17 protein-coding genes are annotated in these 21,023 nt (G+C 67.8%); 8 read left to right on the forward strand and 9 right to left on the reverse strand.

Annotation, left to right across the window (positions count from 1 at the left end; all coding sequences use genetic code 11):
* Positions 1-5 precede the first annotated feature (5 nt).
* Entirely contained in the window at positions 6-2,465 is a 2,460-nt protein-coding gene (locus tag ACO07K_RS12895; protein ID WP_422036334.1) for a penicillin-binding protein 1A, read from the reverse strand.
* Positions 2,466-2,520: 55 nt separating this feature from the next.
* Positions 2,521-3,363 carry an N-acetylmuramoyl-L-alanine amidase family protein gene (locus ACO07K_RS12900; protein WP_422036335.1) on the reverse strand — a complete coding sequence of 281 codons (843 nt, stop codon included), beginning with the start codon at positions 3,361-3,363 and terminating at the stop codon, positions 2,521-2,523.
* A 472-nt stretch (positions 3,364-3,835) separates the two neighbouring features.
* Here ACO07K_RS12900 and ACO07K_RS12905 point away from each other — a divergent pair, with 472 nt between their 5' ends.
* The 6 genes from ACO07K_RS12905 to ACO07K_RS12930 all read left to right on the forward strand — a co-directional run bounded on the left by ACO07K_RS12905 (position 3,836) and on the right by ACO07K_RS12930 (position 11,765).
* Complete coding sequence (locus ACO07K_RS12905) at positions 3,836-6,871, forward strand: Rne/Rng family ribonuclease (protein ID WP_422036336.1); 3,036 nt, start codon at positions 3,836-3,838, stop codon at positions 6,869-6,871.
* A gap of 14 nt (positions 6,872-6,885) precedes the next feature.
* Positions 6,886-7,845: a Bug family tripartite tricarboxylate transporter substrate binding protein gene (locus ACO07K_RS12910; RefSeq protein WP_422036337.1), complete on the forward strand. Its 960-nt coding sequence runs from the start codon at positions 6,886-6,888 to the stop codon at positions 7,843-7,845.
* Between the two features lie 115 nt (positions 7,846-7,960).
* The gene (locus ACO07K_RS12915; protein WP_422036338.1) at positions 7,961-9,391 is read left to right on the forward strand and encodes an aldehyde dehydrogenase family protein; all 1,431 of its coding nucleotides are present in this window, start codon (positions 7,961-7,963) and stop codon (positions 9,389-9,391) included.
* Between the two features lie 116 nt (positions 9,392-9,507).
* Positions 9,508-10,884 (forward strand): FAD/NAD(P)-binding protein, encoded by a 1,377-nt coding sequence (locus ACO07K_RS12920; protein WP_422036339.1) that lies wholly within the window; start codon positions 9,508-9,510, stop codon positions 10,882-10,884.
* Positions 10,885-10,891: 7 nt separating this feature from the next.
* Positions 10,892-11,290 carry a winged helix-turn-helix domain-containing protein gene (locus ACO07K_RS12925; protein ID WP_422013246.1) on the forward strand — a complete coding sequence of 133 codons (399 nt, stop codon included), beginning with the start codon at positions 10,892-10,894 and terminating at the stop codon, positions 11,288-11,290.
* Positions 11,291-11,384: 94 nt separating this feature from the next.
* Positions 11,385-11,765 carry a hypothetical protein gene (locus ACO07K_RS12930; protein ID WP_422036340.1) on the forward strand — a complete coding sequence of 127 codons (381 nt, stop codon included), beginning with the start codon at positions 11,385-11,387 and terminating at the stop codon, positions 11,763-11,765.
* A gap of 20 nt (positions 11,766-11,785) precedes the next feature.
* Here ACO07K_RS12930 and modA read toward each other — a convergent pair whose 3' ends face one another.
* From modA to ACO07K_RS12950, 4 genes are all read right to left on the reverse strand, one after another.
* Positions 11,786-12,577 carry a molybdate ABC transporter substrate-binding protein gene (gene modA, locus ACO07K_RS12935; protein WP_422036341.1) on the reverse strand — a complete coding sequence of 264 codons (792 nt, stop codon included), beginning with the start codon at positions 12,575-12,577 and terminating at the stop codon, positions 11,786-11,788.
* A 162-nt stretch (positions 12,578-12,739) separates the two neighbouring features.
* A complete protein-coding gene (locus ACO07K_RS12940) occupies positions 12,740-13,252 on the reverse strand; it encodes a BON domain-containing protein (RefSeq protein ID WP_422036342.1) in 513 nt (170 codons plus the stop codon).
* Positions 13,253-13,354: 102 nt separating this feature from the next.
* A complete protein-coding gene (locus tag ACO07K_RS12945) occupies positions 13,355-14,410 on the reverse strand; it encodes an acyl-CoA dehydrogenase family protein (protein ID WP_422036343.1) in 1,056 nt (351 codons plus the stop codon).
* 12 nt (positions 14,411-14,422) lie between these two features.
* Positions 14,423-15,607, reverse strand: a complete 1,185-nt coding sequence (locus ACO07K_RS12950) for an acyl-CoA dehydrogenase family protein (RefSeq protein WP_422036344.1) — start codon at positions 15,605-15,607, stop codon at positions 14,423-14,425.
* Positions 15,608-15,656: 49 nt separating this feature from the next.
* Here ACO07K_RS12950 and ACO07K_RS12955 point away from each other — a divergent pair, with 49 nt between their 5' ends.
* Positions 15,657-16,136, forward strand: coding sequence for a nuclear transport factor 2 family protein (locus ACO07K_RS12955; protein WP_422036345.1), 480 nt, complete (start codon positions 15,657-15,659; stop codon positions 16,134-16,136).
* Here the strand turns inward: ACO07K_RS12955 and ACO07K_RS12960 are convergent.
* Genes ACO07K_RS12960 through ACO07K_RS12970 form a run of 3 tightly spaced genes read right to left on the reverse strand, consistent with a single transcriptional unit; the run spans position 16,133 to position 19,574 of the window.
* Complete coding sequence (locus ACO07K_RS12960) at positions 16,133-17,125, reverse strand: DUF3298 domain-containing protein (protein WP_422036346.1); 993 nt, start codon at positions 17,123-17,125, stop codon at positions 16,133-16,135. The two genes, ACO07K_RS12955 and ACO07K_RS12960, sit on opposite strands and share 4 nt — an antisense overlap.
* Positions 17,122-18,273, reverse strand: a complete 1,152-nt coding sequence (locus tag ACO07K_RS12965) for a pyridoxal phosphate-dependent aminotransferase (RefSeq protein WP_422036347.1) — start codon at positions 18,271-18,273, stop codon at positions 17,122-17,124. Before ACO07K_RS12965 ends, ACO07K_RS12960 begins: the two co-directional genes overlap by 4 nt.
* 8 nt (positions 18,274-18,281) lie before the next feature.
* The gene (locus ACO07K_RS12970; RefSeq protein WP_422036348.1) at positions 18,282-19,574 is read right to left on the reverse strand and encodes a gamma-glutamyltransferase; all 1,293 of its coding nucleotides are present in this window, start codon (positions 19,572-19,574) and stop codon (positions 18,282-18,284) included.
* 67 nt (positions 19,575-19,641) lie between these two features.
* Here ACO07K_RS12970 and ACO07K_RS12975 point away from each other — a divergent pair, with 67 nt between their 5' ends.
* Positions 19,642-21,018 (forward strand): M48 family metalloprotease, encoded by a 1,377-nt coding sequence (locus ACO07K_RS12975; RefSeq protein ID WP_422036349.1) that lies wholly within the window; start codon positions 19,642-19,644, stop codon positions 21,016-21,018.
* Positions 21,019-21,023 lie beyond the last annotated feature (5 nt).

The following is a 21,023-nucleotide window of genomic DNA, read 5'->3' on the forward strand; positions in this document are numbered from 1 at the left end:
ACTGACTAATACGTCTCGCCGGTGCCCGAGAGACCCGGACGCCGGGGGCTGCCCGCCTGCTGCGGACCCTGCGTGGGGTCTATAGCGGAATAAGGGGCCGATCCGTCAAGCGGTGTGACCATAAAGCCTTCCGAACCCGGCTCGGTGCCCGGCTTGAAGACCTCGTCGATCGTCCCGCCCTCGTAGCTGAAGCGGACCATGCGCAGGCCTGGCGGCACGCGGAACGGCGTCGGCGGCTTGCCCTTGAAGATCTCCTTGGCGATCGCCTCGTAGATCGGCACGGCGTTGCCGCCACCGGTCTCCTGCGAGCCCAGCGTCCGCGGCTCGTCGAAGCCGATATAGACGCCGATGGTGATGTCGGGCGTCGAGCCCAGGAACCAGTTGTCGTGCGCATCGTTCGTCGTGCCGGTCTTGCCGGCGATCGGCCGTCCGAGCGCGGCCAGGCGACCGGCGGTGCCGCGGACCGTGACGCCCTGCATCATGCTGACGACCTGATAGACCGAGGCCGGGTCATGGAAGGGCTTGCGCGCATCCACGAGCTCGGGTGCCGCAGGCGAGTTTCCGCCGGCCGTCGCCTCGCCGCAGCCCCGGCAGGTGCGCGGCTCGTGGCGATAGACGGTCTTGCCGTTGCGGTCCTGCACGCGATCGACCAGCGAGGGCGTGATCTCGAGCGCGCCGTTCGCGAGCATCGCGTAGGCCATGGTCATGCGCAGCAGCGTGGTCTCGCCGGCGCCCAGCGCCATCGGCAGGTAGGCGCCCATATGGTCGGTGACACCGAACTCCTTGGCGACGTCCACCACGCGCTTCATGCCGACCTGCTGCGCCATGCGCACCGTCATCAGGTTGCGCGACAGTTCGAGGCCGCGGCGGACGGTCGTCGGGCCCAGCATGTCGCCGCCATAGTTCTTCGGCGTCCACAGCGGCTGGCCGTAGCCCGGGTCGTAGACGAACGGCGCATCGAGCACGACAGAAGCCGGCGTGAAGCCCGCATCCATGGCGGCGAGGTAGACGAACGGCTTGAAGGCCGAACCCGGCTGGCGTGCCGCCTGGACGGCGCGGTTGAACTGGCTGCGCCCGTAGGACCAGCCGCCCGACATGGCCAGCACGCGGCCGGCCTGGGTGTCCATCACGACCACGCCGCCCTCGACGTTGGGCACCTGGCGCAGCGCATAGGTCTTGGGCGGATAGGGCTTGGCGTTGGCGCCGGCCGGCTTCTCGACCTTCTCGACGACGATCACGTCGCCCACCGACACGACGTCGCGCGGGCTGCGCGGCGCGGCGCCGACTGTCTGGTTCTGCAGGGTCGGCCGTGCCCAGGTCATCTCGGCGAACGGCACGGTGCCCTCGCCGCCGTCCGGCAGGCCGACCAGCTGCACCGACTGCGCCTCGACCTTGCTGACGACCGCGAGCTGCCATGCGGCCGGCCCCGCCAGGGGACGGCGCTGGACGATGCGGGCGAACTCCTCCTCCCAGACGCTCATGTCGGGGACCTTGGCATAGGGTCCGCGCCAACCGTGGCGGCGGTCATAGGCGACCAGTCCGTCGCGCAGCGCGTTGTCGGCAACGGCCTGGATGGCGGGATCGAGCGTCGTGCTGACGGTCAGGCCGCCTTCGTAGAGGCCCTTTTCGCCATAGGCCGCCATCAGATTGCGGCGCACTTCCTCGGCGAAGAAGTCGGCCTGGGCCACTTCGGTGGTGCTGCGGCGACGATACTGCAGCTTCTCGGCCCGAGCGGCCTGCTCCTCGGCGGCGGTGATGTAGCCGTCCTCGGCCATGCGATGGAGGACGTAGTCGCGCCGGGCGTAGGCTTCCTTCTCGTTGCGCACGATATTGTAGCGGTTCGGCGCCTTCGGCAGGGCCGCGAGATAGGCGATCTCGGACAGTGACAGCTCGTCGAGCGACCGGTCGAAGTAGTTGAGGGCGGCCTGGGCCACGCCGTAGTTGCCCGATCCGAGATAGATCTCGTTCAGATAGAGTTCGAGGATACGCTCCTTGGAATAGGTCTCCTCGATGCGGAACGCGAGGATGGCCTCCCGGATCTTGCGCGAGAGCGTCGCCTGATTGGTGAGCAGGAAGTTCTTGGCGACCTGCTGGGTGAGCCCCGAGGCGCCCTCCGGCCGCTTGCCTGGGTTGGCGACGTTGGCCACCATGGCGCGGATGACGCCGATGAAGTCGATGCCGGGATGGGTGAAGAACCGCTGGTCCTCGGCCGCGACGAAGGCCTCGAGGACGCGCTTGGGCATGGCGTTGACGGGCACGAACACGCGCTTCTCGCGCGCATACTCGGCCAGCAGCTTGCCGTCCGCGGCGTAGAGCCGGGTGAGCGTCGCCGGCTGGTAGTCGGCGAGCTGCTTGTGGTCGGGCAGTCCGTGGCTGAAATGCCAGAACAGGCCTGCGACGGTGCCGGTGCCGACGATGAGAGCGGCGGTGGCGAATGCCAGACAGATTTTGATGAAGTTGAGCACGGTCACTTTCTACGCGGCGCCCGGAGGGCCTTCAATCTCGCACGGTCGCCCAAACTTATGCCTTTCTTGTGGCGACCACCCCAAAATAGGCATCTACCGACGCCCGCAACGCCCGGGCGAGCGCGATCTGATGCTGGCGGACGGTCAATAGCTTTTCGTCCTGCGGATTGGAGAGATACCCCAGCTCGACCAGTGCGGCCGGGATGTCGGGCGACGTCAGCACGGCGAACCCTGCCTGACGATGGGTGCGCGGCAGCAGCCGGACGCCATTGCGGGCGAAAGTGGCCACGACCGTGTCGGCCAGCCGCCGCGAATCGTTCACCGTCCCGCGCTGGCTCATGGCCACGAGGGTCTGAGCGACATTATCCGGCTGGTCCGACAGCCTCAGGCCGGAAAGCGAAGCGCCGGCGCGGTTCTCGCGCGCTGCCAGTGCGGCTGCTTCGCGATCCGTCGCCTCTTCCGACAGGGTGTAGACGGACGCCCCGCGGACATCCCGGTCGCCGTGAGCGTCGGCGTGCAGGGACAGGAAAAGGTCGGCCCGGGCCGCCTGCGCACGGGCGACGCGTTCGCGCAGCGCGACATAGCTGTCGGTATTGCGCGACAGCAGCACCCGATAGCGATTGCCGGCCAGCAACTCGCGCTGCAGGTCGCGGGCGATGGCGAGGACGACGCTCTTTTCCTGGGTACCGCGAACGCCCAGGGCACCGGGATCGCGCCCGCCATGGCCCGGATCCAGGAAGACCAGCCTGGGCTTGTCCATTGGGATCGCCGGCGTCGGCTTGGCGACCGACTTGGGCCGTCGCTTGGACGGCGCGGCCAAGGCGCCGCGAGCACCCATTCCAAGCACGCTCACGCCGGCCAGAACGGCGAGCAGATGGCGACGACGGAAGTCGGACATGGCAAACGCCAATGAGAAAGAGATGAAAATGATTCGAATATTGTTAAAGCGATACCAGAAGAAGAGCGGTAATATCAATTTATTTCAATAACTTAATTGAACCAATTCAAGGGACACAATCTTTTGATTGTCGACCCGTTTCCAACCCCGTATGTTGCGTACGCGAGCAGTCGCCGTCGTTCGTAGCGCGCCTTAGGGTCGCGCTCCGACGGCAGTTTCCGAGCCAGGCCAGGCTCGCGCCTTCGAAATATGGGGCGCGGCCGGTCTGCGGAGAGACTGTCAGGCAGGCGGTGGCTATCAGGAAACTCGAGGTGGCAGGACCCAGTCGTGGTCCGGCGGCGCGAAGCTTCCCCGTCTTGGCCGGAGTTGGCCGTTCGACGGGTCGATGACGCGGCGCTCCCCTCGCACGACGGAGGCGGCATGGCCGCCGGTCGCTCGCACCGGTTGGGATCGGACGCCTCGGAGCGAGCCCATGGCAAGGCGTATGCTCATCGATGCAAGTCACCCGGAAGAGACCCGGGTCGTTGTGGTCGATGGAACGAGACTTGAAGAATTCGACTTCGAAACTGCGAGCCGCAAGGCCCTCAAGGGCAATATCTATCTCGCGAAGGTCATTCGCATAGAGCCGTCGCTCCAGGCGGCCTTCGTCGAGTATGGCGGGAACCGGCACGGCTTCCTGGCCTTCTCGGAAATCCATCCGGACTATTACCAAATCCCCGTCGCCGATCGCGAACGGCTGATCGCCGAGCAGCATCGCCTGCACGCCGAAGCCGAGGACGAGGAACCGCGCCGGAGAAACCGGGTCGATCGCACCGACATCGAGGAAGCCCGCGCCGATATCATCGAAGCCGCGGCGGACGACATCATCACGGCGGCGGCCGCCTCTGACGAAGCCCCTGCCAACGAGGTCCCTGGCGACGCCCGCGAGCGCGAGCCCGCCGAGGAAGCTGCGGCCAGCGAGGCCGTTGCCGCGGAAGCGCCGGCGCCCGAGGCCCCGACTGTCGAAGCCGCCGCTGTCGAGGCGGCTCCTCCGGTCGAGCCCGCCCCTCCTGCAGAGCCCATCGTCGCCGAAGCCGCGCCCGCCAGCGAACCCGAGCCTCAGGCCCAGGCCGCGGAAATCCCGGTCGAACGGATCGACGGTCCCGTTCATGTCGAGACGGCCGAAGCGCCGGTATCCGAGCCGGCAGCCGCACCCGCGGTCGAAGGCGAGATGACCGCCGTCGCTGAGGCTTCGGAACAAGCGCCCGAACGGGCTGGCGAATTCACCGGCGAGGCCTCGCCGTCGGAGTCGACAGATCCGGCCGAGGCGCCACAGCCCGACGTCACGGTCGAGACGCTGGGTGGCGACGAGGTGGTCGAGGAGCGCGAGACGCGCGAGCGTCGTCGCCGCAACCCGATCCGCCAGTACAAGATCCAGGAAGTCATCAAGCGCCGGCAGATCCTGCTGGTGCAGGTCGTCAAGGAAGAGCGCGGCAACAAGGGCGCCGCTCTCACCACCTACCTGTCGCTGGCCGGCCGCTACTGCGTGCTGATGCCGAACGCCGGTCGTGGCGGCGGAATCTCGCGCAAGATCTCCAATCCGTCCGATCGCAAGCGGATGAAGGAAATCCTGGCCGACCTCGAAGTGCCGCAGGGCATGGGTGTGATCCTGCGCACCGCCGGACTCGAGCGCTCCAACATCGACATCAAGCGCGACTACGAATACCTGTCGCGCCTCTGGGATTCGATCCGCGAGATCACGATGCGCTCGACCGCGCCGGCGCTGATCTACGAGGAAGGCGACCTCATCAAGCGGTCGCTGCGCGACATCTACGATACCGACATCGCGCAGGTCCTCGTCGAGGGCGAGGCGGGCTTCCAGGCGGCCGCCGAGTTCATGCGCCAGCTCGTGCCGCATCAGGCCAACAAGGTCGAACTCTACCGGGAGCCGATTCCCCTCTTCCACCGCTACCAGGTGGAATCGCAGTTCGACGCCATGCATTCGCCGACGGTGCAGCTGCGCAGTGGCGGCTACATCGTCATCAATCCGACCGAGGCGCTGGTCGCCATCGACGTCAACTCGGGCCGTTCGACCAAGGAACGCAACATCGAGGAGACGGCGCTCCGCACCAACCTCGAAGCGGCCGAGGAAATCGCCCGCCAGGTTCGCCTGCGCGACCTCGCCGGCCTGATCGTGATCGACTTCATCGACATGGAGGAGACGCGCCACCAGCGCCAGGTCGAGCACAAGGTCAAGGACTCGATGCGCTCGGATCGCGCGCGCATCCAGATCGGCCGCATTTCGGCATTCGGCCTTCTCGAAATGTCGCGCCAGAGGCTGCGTCCCAGCCTGCTGGAGCATTCGACCGAGGTGTGCCCGCACTGCGCCGGCAGCGGCCGCATCCGCTCGCTCGAATCCGCCGCGCTGCATGCGCTGCGGGCGATCGAGGAAGAAGGCGTGCGGCGCCGGTCCAGCGAGATCGCCGTCAGCGTCCCGCCGAACGTCGCGCTCTACCTGCTCAATCAGAAGCGCCATTCGCTGTCCGAGATCGAGCATCGCTACGGCTTCACGGTGATCATCGAGGCCGACGACGAACTGCACGCTGCCGATTGCGAGATCGAGCGCGTGCGCTCGCGCCGCGAGGATCATCGCAGCAGCGACCGCCCCGCCCCGGAACTGGCACGTGCCAGCTACGACGAGACGTCGGGCGACGAGGTGTCGAGCGACGAAGCCGACCGCGGCGAGTCCGCCGAGGACGAGGAGCGCGGCGAGCGTGGCGAAGAGCGCAGCGCGGGCGAGGAAAGCGACGGCCGCAGCCGTCGTCGCCGCCGTCGTCGCCGGCGCGGGGGCTCGCGCGAGGACGGGGACGACTCCGATCGTCGCCGGGAGACCGCCGGGGAGACCCGCGAGGGCGAAGAGCCCTCCTCCGACGAACCACGCCTCAACGGCGCGGCCGAGGGCGACGAGCCCAACGGCCAGGATGCGGAGCGGGATGTCGCCCGCGCCGACGACGAGAGCGCAGACAATGCCGACGGCGAGAGGCCGGAAGGCGAGGCCAATGGCGACGATCGCGGCGGCAGCCGCCGCCGCCGGGGCCGCCGGGGCGGACGCCGCCGGCGCCGTGACAACGAGGACGGTGAGCCGATGCAGGGCGAAGGCCAGGCATCCGCCGGGGAAAACGGCGGGGGAGAAGCCGACGGGCAGGACGAGGCACGGGCCTCGAACGGCCACGACACGGCCGAACGCGACGACAGGCAAGAGCCGCCCGTCTCGCCGCCGGTGCCGATGGAATCCCTGCCGGTCGAGCATATGCCGGTCGAGCGTGCGCCCTACGATCCGGGCCCGCCGGTGAATGTGGAAGCGGCGCCGCCGCCTCCGCCGGCACCGGAAATGAGCGCCGAGCCCGTGGTCGCATCGGCTCCGCAGCCGATGCCCGTTCCCGAGCCGGAACCCGCGCCTGCGCCGCCGCCGATCCCCGTGATCGACGCGCCGCCCGAGAAGCCCAAGCGCGGCTGGTGGCGCCGCTAGTCAGGACGCAAACCGTGCGTCGCCGTTCCCTGATCGCCAGCGCAGCCGCGCTGTCGATTTCCGGGGCGGCGAAGGCAGACACGTTTCCGAACGGACCCTTTCGCATCATCGTGCCGTTCGGAGCCGGATCGGCGACCGACCAGAGCGCGCGCAACGTCGCCGACGGCCTCACCAAGGCCTTCGGCGTCCCGGCCGTGGTCGAGAACAAGCCCGGCGCCAACGGCGCGATCGCCGCCGACGTCGCGGCCAAGGCGAAGCCGGACGGCCAGACCATCTTCGTCTGCTCCAACACCGCGGCGGCGTCGAACGTCGCGCTGATGAAGTCCCTGCCCTACGATCCGCTGAAGGATTTCGACCCGGTCACGATCATCGGCCGCGCGCCGGTGTTCATGATCGTCAATGCCAAGGTCCAGGCAAATACGGCCGGCGAGTTCGTGGCGCTGTGCAAACGCCAGCCGGGCCGGATCAACTTCGGCTCGGGCAGCGCCTCGACCCGCATCTCGGGCGAGTTGCTCAAGGCCAAGGCCGGCATCGACATGGTCCACGTGCCCTACAAGAGCACGCCGGCGGCGCTCCAGGACACGATAGCGGGCCACGTCCAGATGTGCTTCGCCGACCCGGTGACCAGCCTGCCTCAGGTCAAGGCGGGTACCGTGCGCTGCCTCGGCGTCGGCAGCCGTGGCCGCTACAAGCTCACGCCCGACATCCCGACCCTGATCGAGCAGGGCATTCCCGACTTCGAGCTGATGACCTGGACCGGCATCCTCATGCCGCGCGGCGTGCCCCAGCCCGTGATGGCGAGGCTCCGCGAGACCATGCTCAAGTCCATCACCGATCCCGCCTATGTCGAGCGCCAGGCGCAGGGCGGCTCCGAGATCGCGCCCTGCTCGCCCGAGGAGATGCGCAGGATCATGCTTGCCGAGATCGAACTCTATCGCGAGATGATGAAAGTCGCCGGCATCGAGCCGGAATGAGATGGCGGCCGGGCCCCCGGCTCGTCCCGCCCTTTTCACTCGTTATATTTAATTATATATATCGCTCGTCGTACATTCTGAATCACACGTCGAGAGCAATCCAGAGGGTCGAACCATGCAGCACGCGAAGCACTTCTACATCGACGGCAAGTGGGTGGACCCGATCGTGCCCGCCCTGCTCGACGTCATCGATCCCTCGACCGAGGAGGCTTACGTCCAGATCTCGGTCGGCAGCGCTGCCGACGTCGATCGTGCGGTGGCCGCCGCCAAGGCCGCCTTCCCGTCCTTCGCCCGCACCAGCCGCAAGGAGCGCCTCGAGCTGCTGCGCGCCATCCTGGCCGAGTACAACAAGCGCCGGAACGATGTCGGCGACGCCATCTCGCGCGAGATGGGCGCGCCGCTCGAGTTCGCCCGCACCATCCAGGCCGGCCGCGGCACGGCGCATCTCGAGCGCATGATCTCGGTGCTCGAGACCTATCCGTTCGAGACGGTCGAAGGCACGACGCTGATCGCGCGCGAGCCGATCGGCGTCTGCGGCCTCATCACGCCGTGGAACTGGCCGACCAACCAGATCGCCTGCAAGGTCCTGCCGGCGCTGGCCGCCGGCTGCACCATGGTGCTGAAGCCGTCGGAAGAGGCACCGATCGACGCCCTCGTCTGGACCGAGATCATGCACGCCGCCGGCACACCCAAGGGCGTCTACAACATGGTCCAGGGCGCCGGCTCGGTGGTCGGCGAGGCGATGTCGAGCCATCCCGACATCGACATGATGTCGTTCACCGGCTCGACCCGCGCCGGCATCCGCGTGGCCCAGGCCGCCGCCGTCACGGTCAAGCGCGTCGCCCAGGAGCTGGGCGGCAAGTCGGCCAACATCCTGCTGCCCGACGTCGACTTCCAGATGGCGGTCACCAAGGGCATCAACAGCATGATGGTGAACTCGGGCCAGTCCTGCACGGCGCCCAGCCGCATGTTCGTGCCGCAGGACCGGCACGACGAGGTGAAGCGGATCGCCAAGGCGGCGGCCGAGAAGTTCGTGGTCGGCAATCCGCAGGATCCGTCCACCAGGCTCGGTCCCGTGGTCAATGAGTCCCAGTTCAACAAGATCCAGGGCCTGATCCAGAAGGGCATCGAGGAAGGCGCCGAACTGGTGACCGGCGGCCCCGGCCGTCCGGAGAACCTGAACCGCGGCTACTACGTGCGGCCGACCGTGTTCGCGGGCGTCACCAACGACATGACGATCGCGCGCGAGGAGATCTTCGGGCCGGTCATCTGCATCCTCCCCTACACGGACGAGGAAGAGGTCATCCGTCTCGCCAACGACACGATCTACGGCCTCGCCGCCTACGTGCAGGGCAGCGATCTCGAGCACGCCCGCAAAGTCGCCGCGCAGATGCGCGCGGGCAACGTCCACGTGAACTATCCGATGGGCGACACGGCGGCGCCGTTCGGCGGCTACAAGCAGTCGGGCAACGGCCGCGAGTACGGCAAGTGGGGCCTCGAGGAGTTCCTCGAGACCAAGGCGGTCATCGGCTACAAGGCCGCCTGACGCTTCGACCTCGATCGAGCGGCCGGCGCGAGTGCACGTGCCGGCCGCTCGGCAGCGCCCAGCGGTCGCACCGCCTGTCGCTGGCATCCGGGACGCGACACCGCCATACTTCGCTGATGCAGCAAGCCGACCGCCAGACCCCGTCCGTCGACATCGCAATCGTCGGCGGCGGCGCCAGCGGCGTGCTGCTGGCCGCCCAGCTCGTCCGCAAGAGCACTCTCCGCATCGCCCTGATCGATCGCAGCGACCATCCCGGCCTCGGGGTGGCCTATTCGACCCGGTGTCGGGGTCACCTCCTGAACGTGCGCGCCAGCGACATGACGGCGCTCGTCGATGAGCCCGATCATTTCGTGAACTGGCTGGCACGGGACGGCGGCGCTCTCGGCCCCACGGATTTCGTGCCCCGTGCCGACTACGGGCGTTACCTCCAGGACCTGCTGGCCCAGTCGCTGGAGCGCGCGCCACGCCGGCTGCAGATCGTCACCGGAGACGTCACCGCCGTGCGCGAGAGGCCCGACGGCGTCTCGCTCGATATTAACGGGCAGGACGTTGCGTTGTTCGCCCGCAGGGCCGTCCTGGCGACCGGGCATCGCCCGCCCTCGAAGGATTCGGGCGCCTATCACGGCAATCCGTGGCGCGAAGAAGCCGTCGCGGGCCTTGCCCCCGATGCGTCCATCCTGCTGATCGGCACCAGCCTGACGATGATCGACGTGCTGATCTCGCTGATGGAACACGGCCACAAGGGGCCCATCGTCGCGCTGTCCCGGCGCGGGCTGGTACCGCATCACCATCCGCCGGCGCCGATCCCCACGCCCGACGCCGACACGCGCGATCTCTTCACCGGGAGCCTGTCGCAACGCACCGCCCGGTTCCGCGCCAAGCTGCGGGCCGGCCTGGGCTGGCCGGGCCTCATGCAGCTCCTGCGCCCGCACAACAACGAACTCTGGCACGGGCTCGACCTCGATCAGCGGCGGCGCTTCCTGCGCCATCTGCGTCCGTGGTGGGACATCCATCGCCATCGCGTCGCGCCGCACATCGGCGAGCAGATCGATGCCGCCAGGGCAAGCGGTCAGCTCTCGATCGTCTCGGGGCGCATCGAGATCGGCTCCACAACGGACGACAAGGTCAACGTCACCATCATCCATCGCGGCTCGACCGAGCGGGAGCAGCGCAGCTTCGACCGGGTCGTCGACTGCCGCGGCCCGCGCAACGAGGTTGACGTCCGCCTGCCCCTCCACGCGCAATTGGTGAAGGACGGTCTGCTGCGACCCGATCCCCTCAACCAGGGCCTCGACATTGCCGAGGACGAAGCGCTGATGTCATGCGATGGCGCCCCCTCGACGCACATCTTCGTCCTCGGACCGCCGACGCGCGGGCGCTACACCGAGATCGTGGCGATCCCCGACATCCGGATCCAGGCGGCAGACGTCGCCGACCAGCTCGTCGCACAGCTGCGCGAGCCGTCTGGTCTTGCTGCCAGTCCCGCCGCATAATTCCCGGATGGGACGCCGACCAGCCAAAGCCGCGGCCAAGCCGGCCGACAAGACTTCCTTGCACCTGCGGATCGATTTCGGCGGCGACCGCTCGATCGGTCCCGGCAAGGTCCGCCTGCTCGAGCTGATCAACGAGACCGGATCGATCTCCGCCGCGGGTCGTGCGCTGGCCATGTCCTATCGCCAGGCCTGGCTGCTGGTGGACGAGATGAACCAGATGTTCCGCGAGCCCGTGGTGACCGCCCAGACCGGCGGCGGCGGCGGCGGCGGCACGTCGGTCACGGAGACCGGCAACGACATCGTCCGCCTCTACCGCGAGATGGAGCGGCGGGCCTACGGCGCCTCCTCGCCGGAAATCCGCTCGCTGGCCCGCCTGCTCACCCCGCCCGACGCCAAGCTCCACTAGAATTAGCGGCGACATCCGCGCGGCAGGCGGCTTGCGCTATCGTTCGTTATATCTTATTGGATATAGCGTCATTCACGACAGCGAGAGGTCGGTCATGGAGATCGTCGGCAAGGGTTTGACGGACTGTCAGGTCGACCCGACGGGCGTTTCGTTCCGCCTCGGTTTCGAAAGCGTCGACGGCCAGCCGGCCTCGGTGACCCTCCCGGTCGATTGCCTGCGCGCGCTCCTGATGACCCTGCCCCATGTGATCGAGAAGGCGCTGAAGGCCCGCTACAAGGACGATACGCTGAAGGTCGTCTATCCGATGGGCGGCTTCTCGCTCGAGGCCGCCGCCGGCAGCACCAGCACCATCCTGACGATGAACACGCCCGACGGGTTCAAGGTCTCCTTCGCCCTGACACCGGAGGACGCCGGCGGGCTGGCCACTTCGCTGGTCGGGATCGACCTCGCTCAGCCGCGCGCGACCTTAAACTAGCCACTCCCGACGACGGCAGCCTATTTCAACACAGCGAAGCCCTGCTTCTCGAAGAACGGCTGGGCCGCCGGTGTCTTCAGGAAGTCGACGAAGGCCTGTGCATCCGGATTGCTCGAACTGGCCAGCAGCGCCATCGGATAGATGATGGCCGGATGCGAAGCGGCCGGGAAAGCGCCGACGATGCGCACGGCCGGATCGGAGGCCGCGTCGGTCTTGTAGACGATGCCGAGCGGTGCCTCCCCGCGCGAGACCAGAGTCAGCGCCATGCGGACGTTCTCGGCCTGGGCCACGCGGTCGGAAACCGACGGCCAGACGCCCAGATATTCCAGCGCCGCCTTGCCATACTTGCCGGCCGGCACCGCGTCGACGTTGGCCATGGCGAGGCGGCCGTCAATGCCCAGCGCGCCACGCAGATTGAAGCCCTTGTCGATCTTGAGATCGACCTTCGAGTCCTTGCCGGAGATCAGCACGATCTGGTTGCCGAGGAAGTCCGAGCGGCTGGCCGGCTTGATGAGCTTGCGCTCCGCGACATAGTCCATCCACGGCACATCGGCCGAGATGAAGAGGTCGGCCGGAATGCCACCCTCGATCTGCCGCGCCAGCGCCGAGCTGGCGGCATAGGAAATCCTGGTGGTCTTGCCGGTCTGCCTGGTCCAAGTGGCCGAGGCCTCGTCCAGCGCGTTCTTGAGGCTGGCGGCGGCGAGGATGACGACATCCTTGCCCTGCGCAGCGGCCTCGTGCGCGAACCCGCCCGAACCCATGACCAAGGCCGCGGCAAGAGCCGCCGCAAATACCCGACGAGTACCCAGCATGAAACCCTCCACATCCCGACTGGCTCGATATATCCCATTGAATATATCGATCTTCCAGCGGATTCACATTTTATCTGTGCGGGAGGCGTACGTTGTTGCCGAATGAATATAAAGATGGCCCCGCCGAAGCGGTCGGTCCGATCGATCTGAAGTGGCAGCCGCTCAGCGCGTTCGGGCACCGCTGCGTCTGAACAGAGGTGTCGTCGACGCCTTCATCAGATCCGCCCTGCCGGCAACCCGCAGATCGTTGCCGATGTGCTTTACCCCTCGAATCCGATCGGCGAGGTCTTCGACGTGGCGGCGGGCATCGCGGCTTTCGACGGTGCCGGTCAACGTCACCTCTCCGTCCCTCACCAGCACCTCAACGCTGCTCGCGTCGACATGTGGATCGTCGGTCAGCAGGTCGCACACGTCCTCGCGGATACGCCCGTCCGATCGCGCGTACCCTTTGGGTCCCCGGCCGCGATAGTTTCCGTCACGTCGGAGATCATGGGCGGCCGGGTCGAAGGCCCGGTGACTCTGCCAGCTGGCGCCGTAGCCGCTGTTGAAGCGGTCACCGCCGCGATAGACCGGGTCAGGGTCGTAATACTCCCGGCGCCGATCGTCGCCGGGATCTGAATTGCGGTCGTGGCCATAGGCCTGCTTGGCGTCGCGCCGAGGGTCATGGCGTGCCATTTCCACCTCCATTCCGATTCGAGACCTCGGAAGAGGAATGGCGCGCAGCCGCCGGGGTTGCCTCCGGCGGCTATTCCGCCCTGCTTGCGCGGGGCGCGTGCCTCAGGCGGCGTAGCGGCTTTCGCTGAGCGCCGGCCACAGCTCGTCCTTGCCGGCCCTGGCGTAGGATTCGCCGATCTTCTCGCCCCAAAAGCTCTCGCTGCCGAAGTCGCGGCGCCACACCCAGAGCCTGCGCGTGTAGTGATGCAGGATGTGCTCATGGGTGAAGCCCATGGCACCCATCGACTGGTGCGAGATGGCCGCGATCCGGTGCGCAAAGTCGGAGCACTGGGTCTTGGCAGCGGCGATTGAGAAGCTGCCCCCCTTCTCCAGCCCGCCCTCGTCGGCGTCGCGCGACGCAGACTCTGCCGAGGCGATGGTTGCGGCGACGTAGCTCGCCAGTTCGGCCAGCATGTGCTGGATGGCCTGGAAGGTTGAGATGGGGCGACCGAACTGGACGCGCTGCTTGCAGTATTCCGTGGCCGTCACCAGCACCTTGTCCGCGGCGCCCGCCATCTGCATGGCGCGGGCGAGTGCGGCGAGTTCGAGCGCGCGCCCGGCGCTGACCGGCGAGGCGCCGGAGAATTCCGGCGTCGCGCCGTCGAAGGTCACGGTGCCATAGGGCTCGCCGGCATGGCTGGGCGTATCCTGGATCGCCACTGCGTCGCGCGGCACGACGACGAGCGTCGACTTGCCGCCCGCCGTGACGATCGCGACGAAGCGCTCGGCAACGCCCGCGAAGGGAACGCGCGCGACCTTGCCCGAGACGCGGTTGCCCTGCAGCGACAGCTCGCCCAAAGCGACCGTCGACGGGCCGCCGGCAGGCTTGCCGCCCGCGGCCGCGACCAACAGGTTGGCAAGCGCAGTCTCGGCGACCGGTACGGGCACGGCATGCTCGCCAGCGACGCGCAGCAGCGCCATCAGGTCGGCCAGCGTTCCGCCCACCCCTTCCTGTTCCTCGGGCACAGCGATCAGCGGCAGCCCCATCTCCTCGATCTCCCTCCAGAGATCGGCGGGCCACACGCCCTTCTCGACGCCGTTCACGATGTCCTTGCCGGCGCGCTCGGCGAAGAAGCGGCTGGCGGTCTCCAGCAGCATGTCACGGGTATCGCGGTCCATGATCGTTCTCCTTCAGCGCAGTCCGAGGCCGCGGGCGACGATGCCGCGCAGGACCTGGGTGGTGCCGCCCTGGATGGTGTAGCTCGGCGCCATCATCGAAGCGTATTGCGCAACGTCGAGGAAGTCGGCGAGATCGTCCTCGGTCGTGGCGTCGGATTCAGCCAGCGTGCGCGCGATCTCCGGCAGGTCCTGCTGGTAGATCGTGCCGAGATCCTTTACCAGCGACGCCTCGATGGCGGGCGACTTGCCGCCCTGCATCATGCCGGCGACGGCGGTCGACATCTGCCGCAAGGTCCACAGGCGCGCGATCAAGCGGCCCAGGATGGCGCTCGCGCGCTTGGAGGGCTGGCGGCCGAGCACCCGCACCAGTTCACGCAGCACGTAGACGTTCTGCATGAAGCGTTCGGGACCCGAGCGTTCGAATGCGAGCTCGCTCGTGACCTGCAGCCAGCCGTCGCCCTCGTTGCCGATCAGGCAATCCTCGGGGATGAAGGCGTCGGAGAAGGTCACCTCGTTCCAGTCGTGCCGGCCGGCGAGATTGATGATCGGCCGGATGGTGACGCCGGGGGTCTTGAGATCGACCAGGAGCTGGCTCAGCCCCTTATGGCGATCGCCATGCTGTCCCGAGGTACGCACCAGCGTGATGCAGTAGTGATTGCGATGCGCGCCCGAGGTCCAGACCTTGGTGCCGTTGACGCGGAAGCCGCCCGGCACCGGCTCGGCGCGGGTGCGCACGGAGGCCAGGTCGGAGCCGGAATCGGGTTCGCTCATGCCGATGCTGAAGTAGCATTCGCCGCGCACGATGCGCGGCAGGATGGCCTGGCGCTGCTGTTCCGTGCCGAACTTCAGCAAAAGCGGTCCCGACTGGCGATCGGCGACCCAGTGCGAGCCGGCCGGCGCGCTGTTGCCGAGAAGCTCCTCGGTCACGACCAGGCGGTCGAGGAAGGAGCGCTCGGCGCCGCCATACTGCTTGGGCCAGGTGATGCCGAGCCAGCCCTTGGCGCCCAGCGCCCGGCTGAACTCGGGTGACGAGGTATTCCAGCTGGCGAAGCGGTCTTCGGACTGGATCTTGGGCAGCGTCTCCTTGAGAAACGCGCGAACCTCCCCGCGCAGGGCCTCGGCCTCGGCGGGGAGATGGAATGGCGGGAACTCGAGCTTGGGAATGGACATCATCATCTCGACGGTTGGATGCCTCATCTCTGTCGGCTAATCCTGTGCCGCGCAACCCGTGAGTTTCGAGGGTCGAATGCCCCGCCGTCCACCACGCCTGCCGCCGCTCTTGGCGGAATTCGACGATGACGAACGCGACGCGGTCCTGGCCGCAAACCGCGCCTTCTACAAAGCCTTCAACGAGCGCGACACGGCGGCCATGGACCAGATCTGGGCCCCTGCGGGCTCCGTCATCTGCCTGCATCCCGGCCAGGCTCCCCTCCACGAGCGGGCGGAGATCATGGCGAGCTGGCGTGCCATCATGAAGCACCCCGAGGCGCCGCGCGTGCGCTGCACGGAGGAATGGGTCGTCGGCCGGCCGGGGCTTGCCCTGGTCATCTGCCGCGAGATCCTGCCCAATGGCCAGCTCATGGCGAGCAACCTTTATGTGCGCCTGGCCGACGGCTGGCACATGGCGAGCCACCATTCCGGCCCCGTGCCGCCGGTCGCGACCGAACGCGCGACGCCAACAACCGCCTCAGCGGTTCCGGCGCGGGACCGGCGCAGGCTGCACTAGCGGGAGATCGGGCCGCCCGCGCGCAGCAGCGGCTTCAGCCGGCTGTACGGAATGTCGACCGTGTAGGGTCCGGCCGAGTATGGACCGACTTCGTACTGGTTGAAGTAAATCTGAAGCTTGTCGGCTTGCCAGCAGAAATGGCCACTGGTGTTGACCGTCTTGGTCAATTTGGTGGTCTGGAGCGCGTCCTCGAAGCCGGGATTGTCGACGAACTGCTTCTTGAGATCGGCGCCGACGATCGCGACCACTTCCTTCAGCCACGGCGCGCCCGGCGCGAACACGCCGTCGGGCGGGACCGTCTTGCCGGTGCGCAGGTCGACAAGGGTGCAGCTCGTGCTGCCGTACCCATGGGCGCCGCCGGTGAACGCCCAGAAGGTCAGCGCAACGGTGATAACGTTGGGATCCGGGCGAAAAAGCGCATAGCCCTGCTCGGCCTGCCATTCCTGCTCGCGATCGAGGCCGGCATTGGCCGTCGGCGTGGTTTCGCGCGCAGCCTTCGCCGCCGCCTCCGCAAAGGAGCGATTGATCGCCGTGAAGTCGGCGCTCGTGCCGGCGAAGCGCGGGTAGCGCAGGTCGATCGTGTAGGTCACCTTGCCGACCGTCCCGCTCCGCTCGATCGACTGATCCTCGACGAAGGGATAAGGCCCCGCGGCCGCCGCCCTCAGGTCGGCGATGCGATCGGCATAGCGCGTCTTCAGGCAGCGCCCGATGACGTCCGGATCGTCGTTCGGCACGCAGGCACGGTTGCGGCCGACGATCCAGCGGACCTGGCTCTTCTCCAGACTCTCCTTGGCCGGCCCGCTCAACTTGGCCAGGAGAGCGGCATAGAGGCCCGACAACTCGCGATCCGCCACCGCAAGGGTGGCGTCCTTGCAGATCGCCCGCTCCGCGCCATTCGATGCCTTCGCGCAATCGAAGCTCGGACCGCCTTGTGCCATGGCCGCGAGCGGCGCGAGCGCGAACAGGGCTGCGACGGCAGCGCCCCTCACACTCGCCTCCATTGCTTCAGGCGGCGCACCGCCTCCTCCATCTCAGCGGTCGAGCCCGCGAAGGAGATGCGCAAGGTGCCGGCTCCCCGTGCCCGGTCGAAGTCCACGCCCGGCGTCGTCGCGACGCCCGCTTCGCGCAGCATGCGGCTGCAGAAGTCGCGGCTGTCGTTGGTGAGATGCGAAACATCGGCATAGATGTAGAAGGCGCCCTGCGCGGGCGTGAGGCGGTCGAGGCCGGCCGCCGGCAGGCCGGCCATGAGCAGGTCGCGGTTGGTGCGATAGCGCTTCACGTGCCCGTCGAGTTCGTCACGACACTCGAAGGCGGCGAGCGCCGCGTGCTGGCTGAGCGTCGGCACGGAAATGAAGAAGTTCTGCGTCAGCCGCTCGATCGTCCGCACCATGTCGGGCGGCACGACCAGCCAGCCCACCCGCCATCCAGTCATGGAGAAATATTTGGAGAAGCTGTTCACCACGATCGCCGTGTCGGACACCTCCACCGCCGAGTGGGTTTCGCCCTCGTAGACGATGCCGTGGTAGATCTCGTCCGAGATCAGGCGCACGCCGTTGGCGTTGCACCAGTCGGCCAGCCCCTTCAGTTCCGCACGCGTCACCATCGTGCCGGTGGGATTGGAGGGACTCGCCAGGATCAGCCCGTCGAGCCGGCCGGCGTTTTCCAGGGCGGCCACAGTCGGCTGAAACCGGTCTTCCGCCGAGGTCGGCAGGTCGACCGTCTCGAGATTGAGCGCCGCCAGGATGTTGCGATAGGCGGGATAGCCCGGCGCCGCGAGCGCCACGCGGTCGCCGGCATCGAAGCTCGCGAGGAAGGCCAGCGGAAAGCCCCCGGAGGAGCCCGTCGTGACGATGACCCGCTCCGGCGCCACGTCAGCGCCATAGGTCTCGCGATAGTGCCGCGCAATACGCTCGCGCAGCGCGGGCATGCCCAGCGCCGCGACATATCCGATCCTGTCCGCATCGAGGGCGGCATGCGCTGCCGCGAGCGCCCCCTTCGGGGCGGGCGTGCTCGGCTGTCCGACCTCGAGGTGGATGACCGTCTCGCCCGCCGCTTCCTTCTCCGCGGCGGCGGCCATCACGTCCATGACGATGAAGGGATCGACGCCACCCGAGCGCCGCGAAAGCTTGCCCGACATGTCGCCTTCTATCGAGCGATCGTCGAGAGGCCGGCACCGGCGGGATCGGCGCCGGTTCGGCAGGCTTCGGGTTTGCCGCGCAGGCCCGAGGGGCAGGCGATGGCATTCACGAAACCGCCCTGGGCCCGCCGGTTTGCGAGGACGGTCGCCAGGTTGCGGTCGCTTTCGATGGCTTCGCGCGCCACATAGCCGACGGCCTGGGCGGCGGTCGGCCCGCCGCCACCTGCCCCGGCAAAGGTGAACTCGCCATTGCCGGGATTGGCGATGATCAGTGGACTGACCGAAGCCGCCTCGGGATTGGGCGAGCCGAGCATGATGCCACTGCCAGGTACGACCACCCGCGCGCCGAAGAGCTGCCCCATCGAGACTGCGCACGCCGCCGCACCGCCCTTGCTGTCGACGGCGGCAAAGCCGGCGAAGCCACCGGAATCGACCGGCGTGCCGCCGGCCGGCTGCTGCCCATTCCAGCCCGCGAGGACCGACGAGCCGGCCGCGGGCGCGGGCGCGACGTAGACGCGGCTGCGATAGTGGCTGACGGACATCGGCTCCGACGCGATCGGCACCGCCGCGCGCAACGCATCGACGGGCAGGCTGCCGCCGGCCTGCGAGACCTGTTCCGAAAAGGTGCGCGCCAGGGCACCCTGGAAGAACTCCGCCCCGCCGCGCTGACGGATGCTGCCCAGCACCACAGCGAGGTCCGGTTGGGTGAGAAGTGCGCCCTCCGTGGCGTTGCCGAAGATCCGGCGGGCCTCGGCGTCTGCCCCGAGCAGCGCCCCGCCCGCCTGCAGATCACGCGCCAACGCCCGCGACACCTGGAAGCCGAAACGCGCGAGGCGCTCGGCCGGCGACACCGTTTGCTCCCAGCGCAACTGGCCGTGGCGGACATGCATCAGGGTAATGGCGCGCACACCCGCCGGCACCGAGAAAGGCGTGCCTTTCACGGCGCCAGGTGCGGCGACCGGCGGAAACACGAAGGCTTCGGCCTTCTTCGTCTTGTCGTTATGGACGACGCAGGCGCCGGACGCACCCAGCGACGCCGCCGACGGCAGGGTCACCGAGAGTGCAAAATACATGGCGACGGCGGCGTCGGTGGCGTTTCCGCCAGCTTCCAGAATCTCGCGCCCGACCTCGGCCGCCCGGCTTTCCTCGGCCGTGGTGGCCGCGAAACTGCTGCCCTTGGTGATCGGCGAGAAGGTCCGTTTGTTCTGCGTCAGACCGGCGGGATTTTCGGCATTCTCGGCGCGATCCCGCGCGCGGTCTGTCTCACTAAAGCCACAACCGGACAGCAAGAGAACGCTCACAAGGGCTGCGTTGCACGATTGACGCGGCCGCCACCCGTTTCTAGCCTGCCTCAGCCCCGTGCCGACCTTGTTCAAACGCATCACCACCCTCGTATGTCTGGCGCTCATCGCGCTGGCACCGTTTCGTGCCGCGACGGCTCAGCAAGGTCAACGCCTCAATCTGATCCGTGACGCCGAGATCGAGAGCACGATCCGCACCTTCACCATCCCGATCTGGAAGGCGGCCGGTCTCGATCCCAATGGCGTCGAGATCATGCTCGTCCAGGACGGCTCGCTCAACGCTTTCGTCGCCGGCGGCCAGCGCATCTTCATCAATACCGGCCTGATCATGCGGACCGAGCGGCCCAACCAGCTGATCGGCGTCATGGCGCATGAGAGCGGCCACATCGCCGGCGGGCATCTCGCCCGCATGCAGGAGGAACTACGCAGTCTCTCCACCCTGCAGATTCTGGAGACGATTCTGGCCGGCGGGGCCATGGCCGGTGGCGTGGCCGGCGGCGCGGGTGCGGGCGGCACCGGCGGCGGCCACGGCGGCGGCACCGGCCGTCCGATGGCGCCGGGTTCGCTGATGTCCTTCCTCAAATACACCCAGACCCAGGAGAGCGCCGCCGACCAGGCGGCGATCACCTACCTGCAGCGCACGGGCCAGTCGCCCAAAGGGACGATCGAGTTCCTGCGCTATCTGCAGCGCGAGGAGAAACTCGCGATCAACCGCCGCGATCCCTACCTGACGACCCATCCGCTTACGCCCGAGCGGATCGCGGCCTTCGAGCAGGCCGCCGCGAACTCGCCGTACGTCAACACGCCCGACACAGCGCAATTCCTCATGCTGCACCAGCGCATGGTGGCGAAGCTCTATGGCTTCGTGGCGCCCGACATGGCCCTGCAGCGCTATGCCGAGGCCGATCGGTCGCTTCCGGCGCGTTACGCCCGCGCCATCGCGCTCTATCGCAAGGGGGCGCTGGGTTCGGCGCTGCTGACGATCGATGGGCTGCTGAAGGAATATCCCAACGATCCCTACTTTCATGAAGTGCGCGCCCAGATGCTCTACGAGAACGGGCGCGCCGCAGAGTCCATTCCTTCCTATCGCCGCGCCGTGCAGCTCGCTCCCTCTGCCGCGATCCTGAAGATCGACCTCGCGCGGGCGCTGCTCGACGTGAACAATCCCGACAACGACCGCGAGGCGATGCGCAACCTCGACCTGGCGATGCAGCAGGAATCCGACAACTTCGAACTGTGGCGCCTCATGGCATCGGGCTACTCCAAGCTGGGCAATCAGGGTATGACCTCCCTCGCCCGGGCGGAGATGGCGACCCTCCGAGGCCAGCGTGCCGAAGCCCAGTCCCATGCGGAGACGGCGTCACGTCAGCTTACCGCCGGGACGCCTGCGTGGCAGCGCGCGCAGGATCTGAAAGCCTACATCAACAGCCGGCCCCGCAAATAGCCGGC

Source organism: Reyranella sp., assembly GCF_965228225.1.
Classification (GTDB): domain Bacteria; phylum Pseudomonadota; class Alphaproteobacteria; order Reyranellales; family Reyranellaceae; genus Reyranella.

Bases quoted from the DNA above. Each gene is read 5' to 3' on its own strand.
- modA (WP_422036341.1), bottom strand. From the start codon at position 12,577: ATGCTGGGTACTCGTCGGGTATTTGCGGCGGCTCTTGCCGCGGCCTTG.
- ACO07K_RS12930 (WP_422036340.1), top strand. From the start codon at position 11,385: ATGGAGATCGTCGGCAAGGGTTTGACGGACTGTCAGGTCGACCCGACG.
- ACO07K_RS12965 (WP_422036347.1), bottom strand. From the start codon at position 18,273: ATGTCGGGCAAGCTTTCGCGGCGCTCGGGTGGCGTCGATCCCTTCATC.
- ACO07K_RS12955 (WP_422036345.1), top strand. From the start codon at position 15,657: ATGCCCCGCCGTCCACCACGCCTGCCGCCGCTCTTGGCGGAATTCGAC.
- ACO07K_RS12925 (WP_422013246.1), top strand. From the start codon at position 10,892: ATGGGACGCCGACCAGCCAAAGCCGCGGCCAAGCCGGCCGACAAGACT.
- ACO07K_RS12950 (WP_422036344.1), bottom strand. From the start codon at position 15,607: ATGAGGCATCCAACCGTCGAGATGATGATGTCCATTCCCAAGCTCGAG.
- ACO07K_RS12920 (WP_422036339.1), top strand. From the start codon at position 9,508: ATGCAGCAAGCCGACCGCCAGACCCCGTCCGTCGACATCGCAATCGTC.
- ACO07K_RS12940 (WP_422036342.1), bottom strand. From the start codon at position 13,252: ATGGCACGCCATGACCCTCGGCGCGACGCCAAGCAGGCCTATGGCCAC.
- ACO07K_RS12945 (WP_422036343.1), bottom strand. From the start codon at position 14,410: ATGGACCGCGATACCCGTGACATGCTGCTGGAGACCGCCAGCCGCTTC.
- ACO07K_RS12915 (WP_422036338.1), top strand. From the start codon at position 7,961: ATGCAGCACGCGAAGCACTTCTACATCGACGGCAAGTGGGTGGACCCG.
- ACO07K_RS12905 (WP_422036336.1), top strand. From the start codon at position 3,836: ATGGCAAGGCGTATGCTCATCGATGCAAGTCACCCGGAAGAGACCCGG.
- ACO07K_RS12900 (WP_422036335.1), bottom strand. From the start codon at position 3,363: ATGTCCGACTTCCGTCGTCGCCATCTGCTCGCCGTTCTGGCCGGCGTG.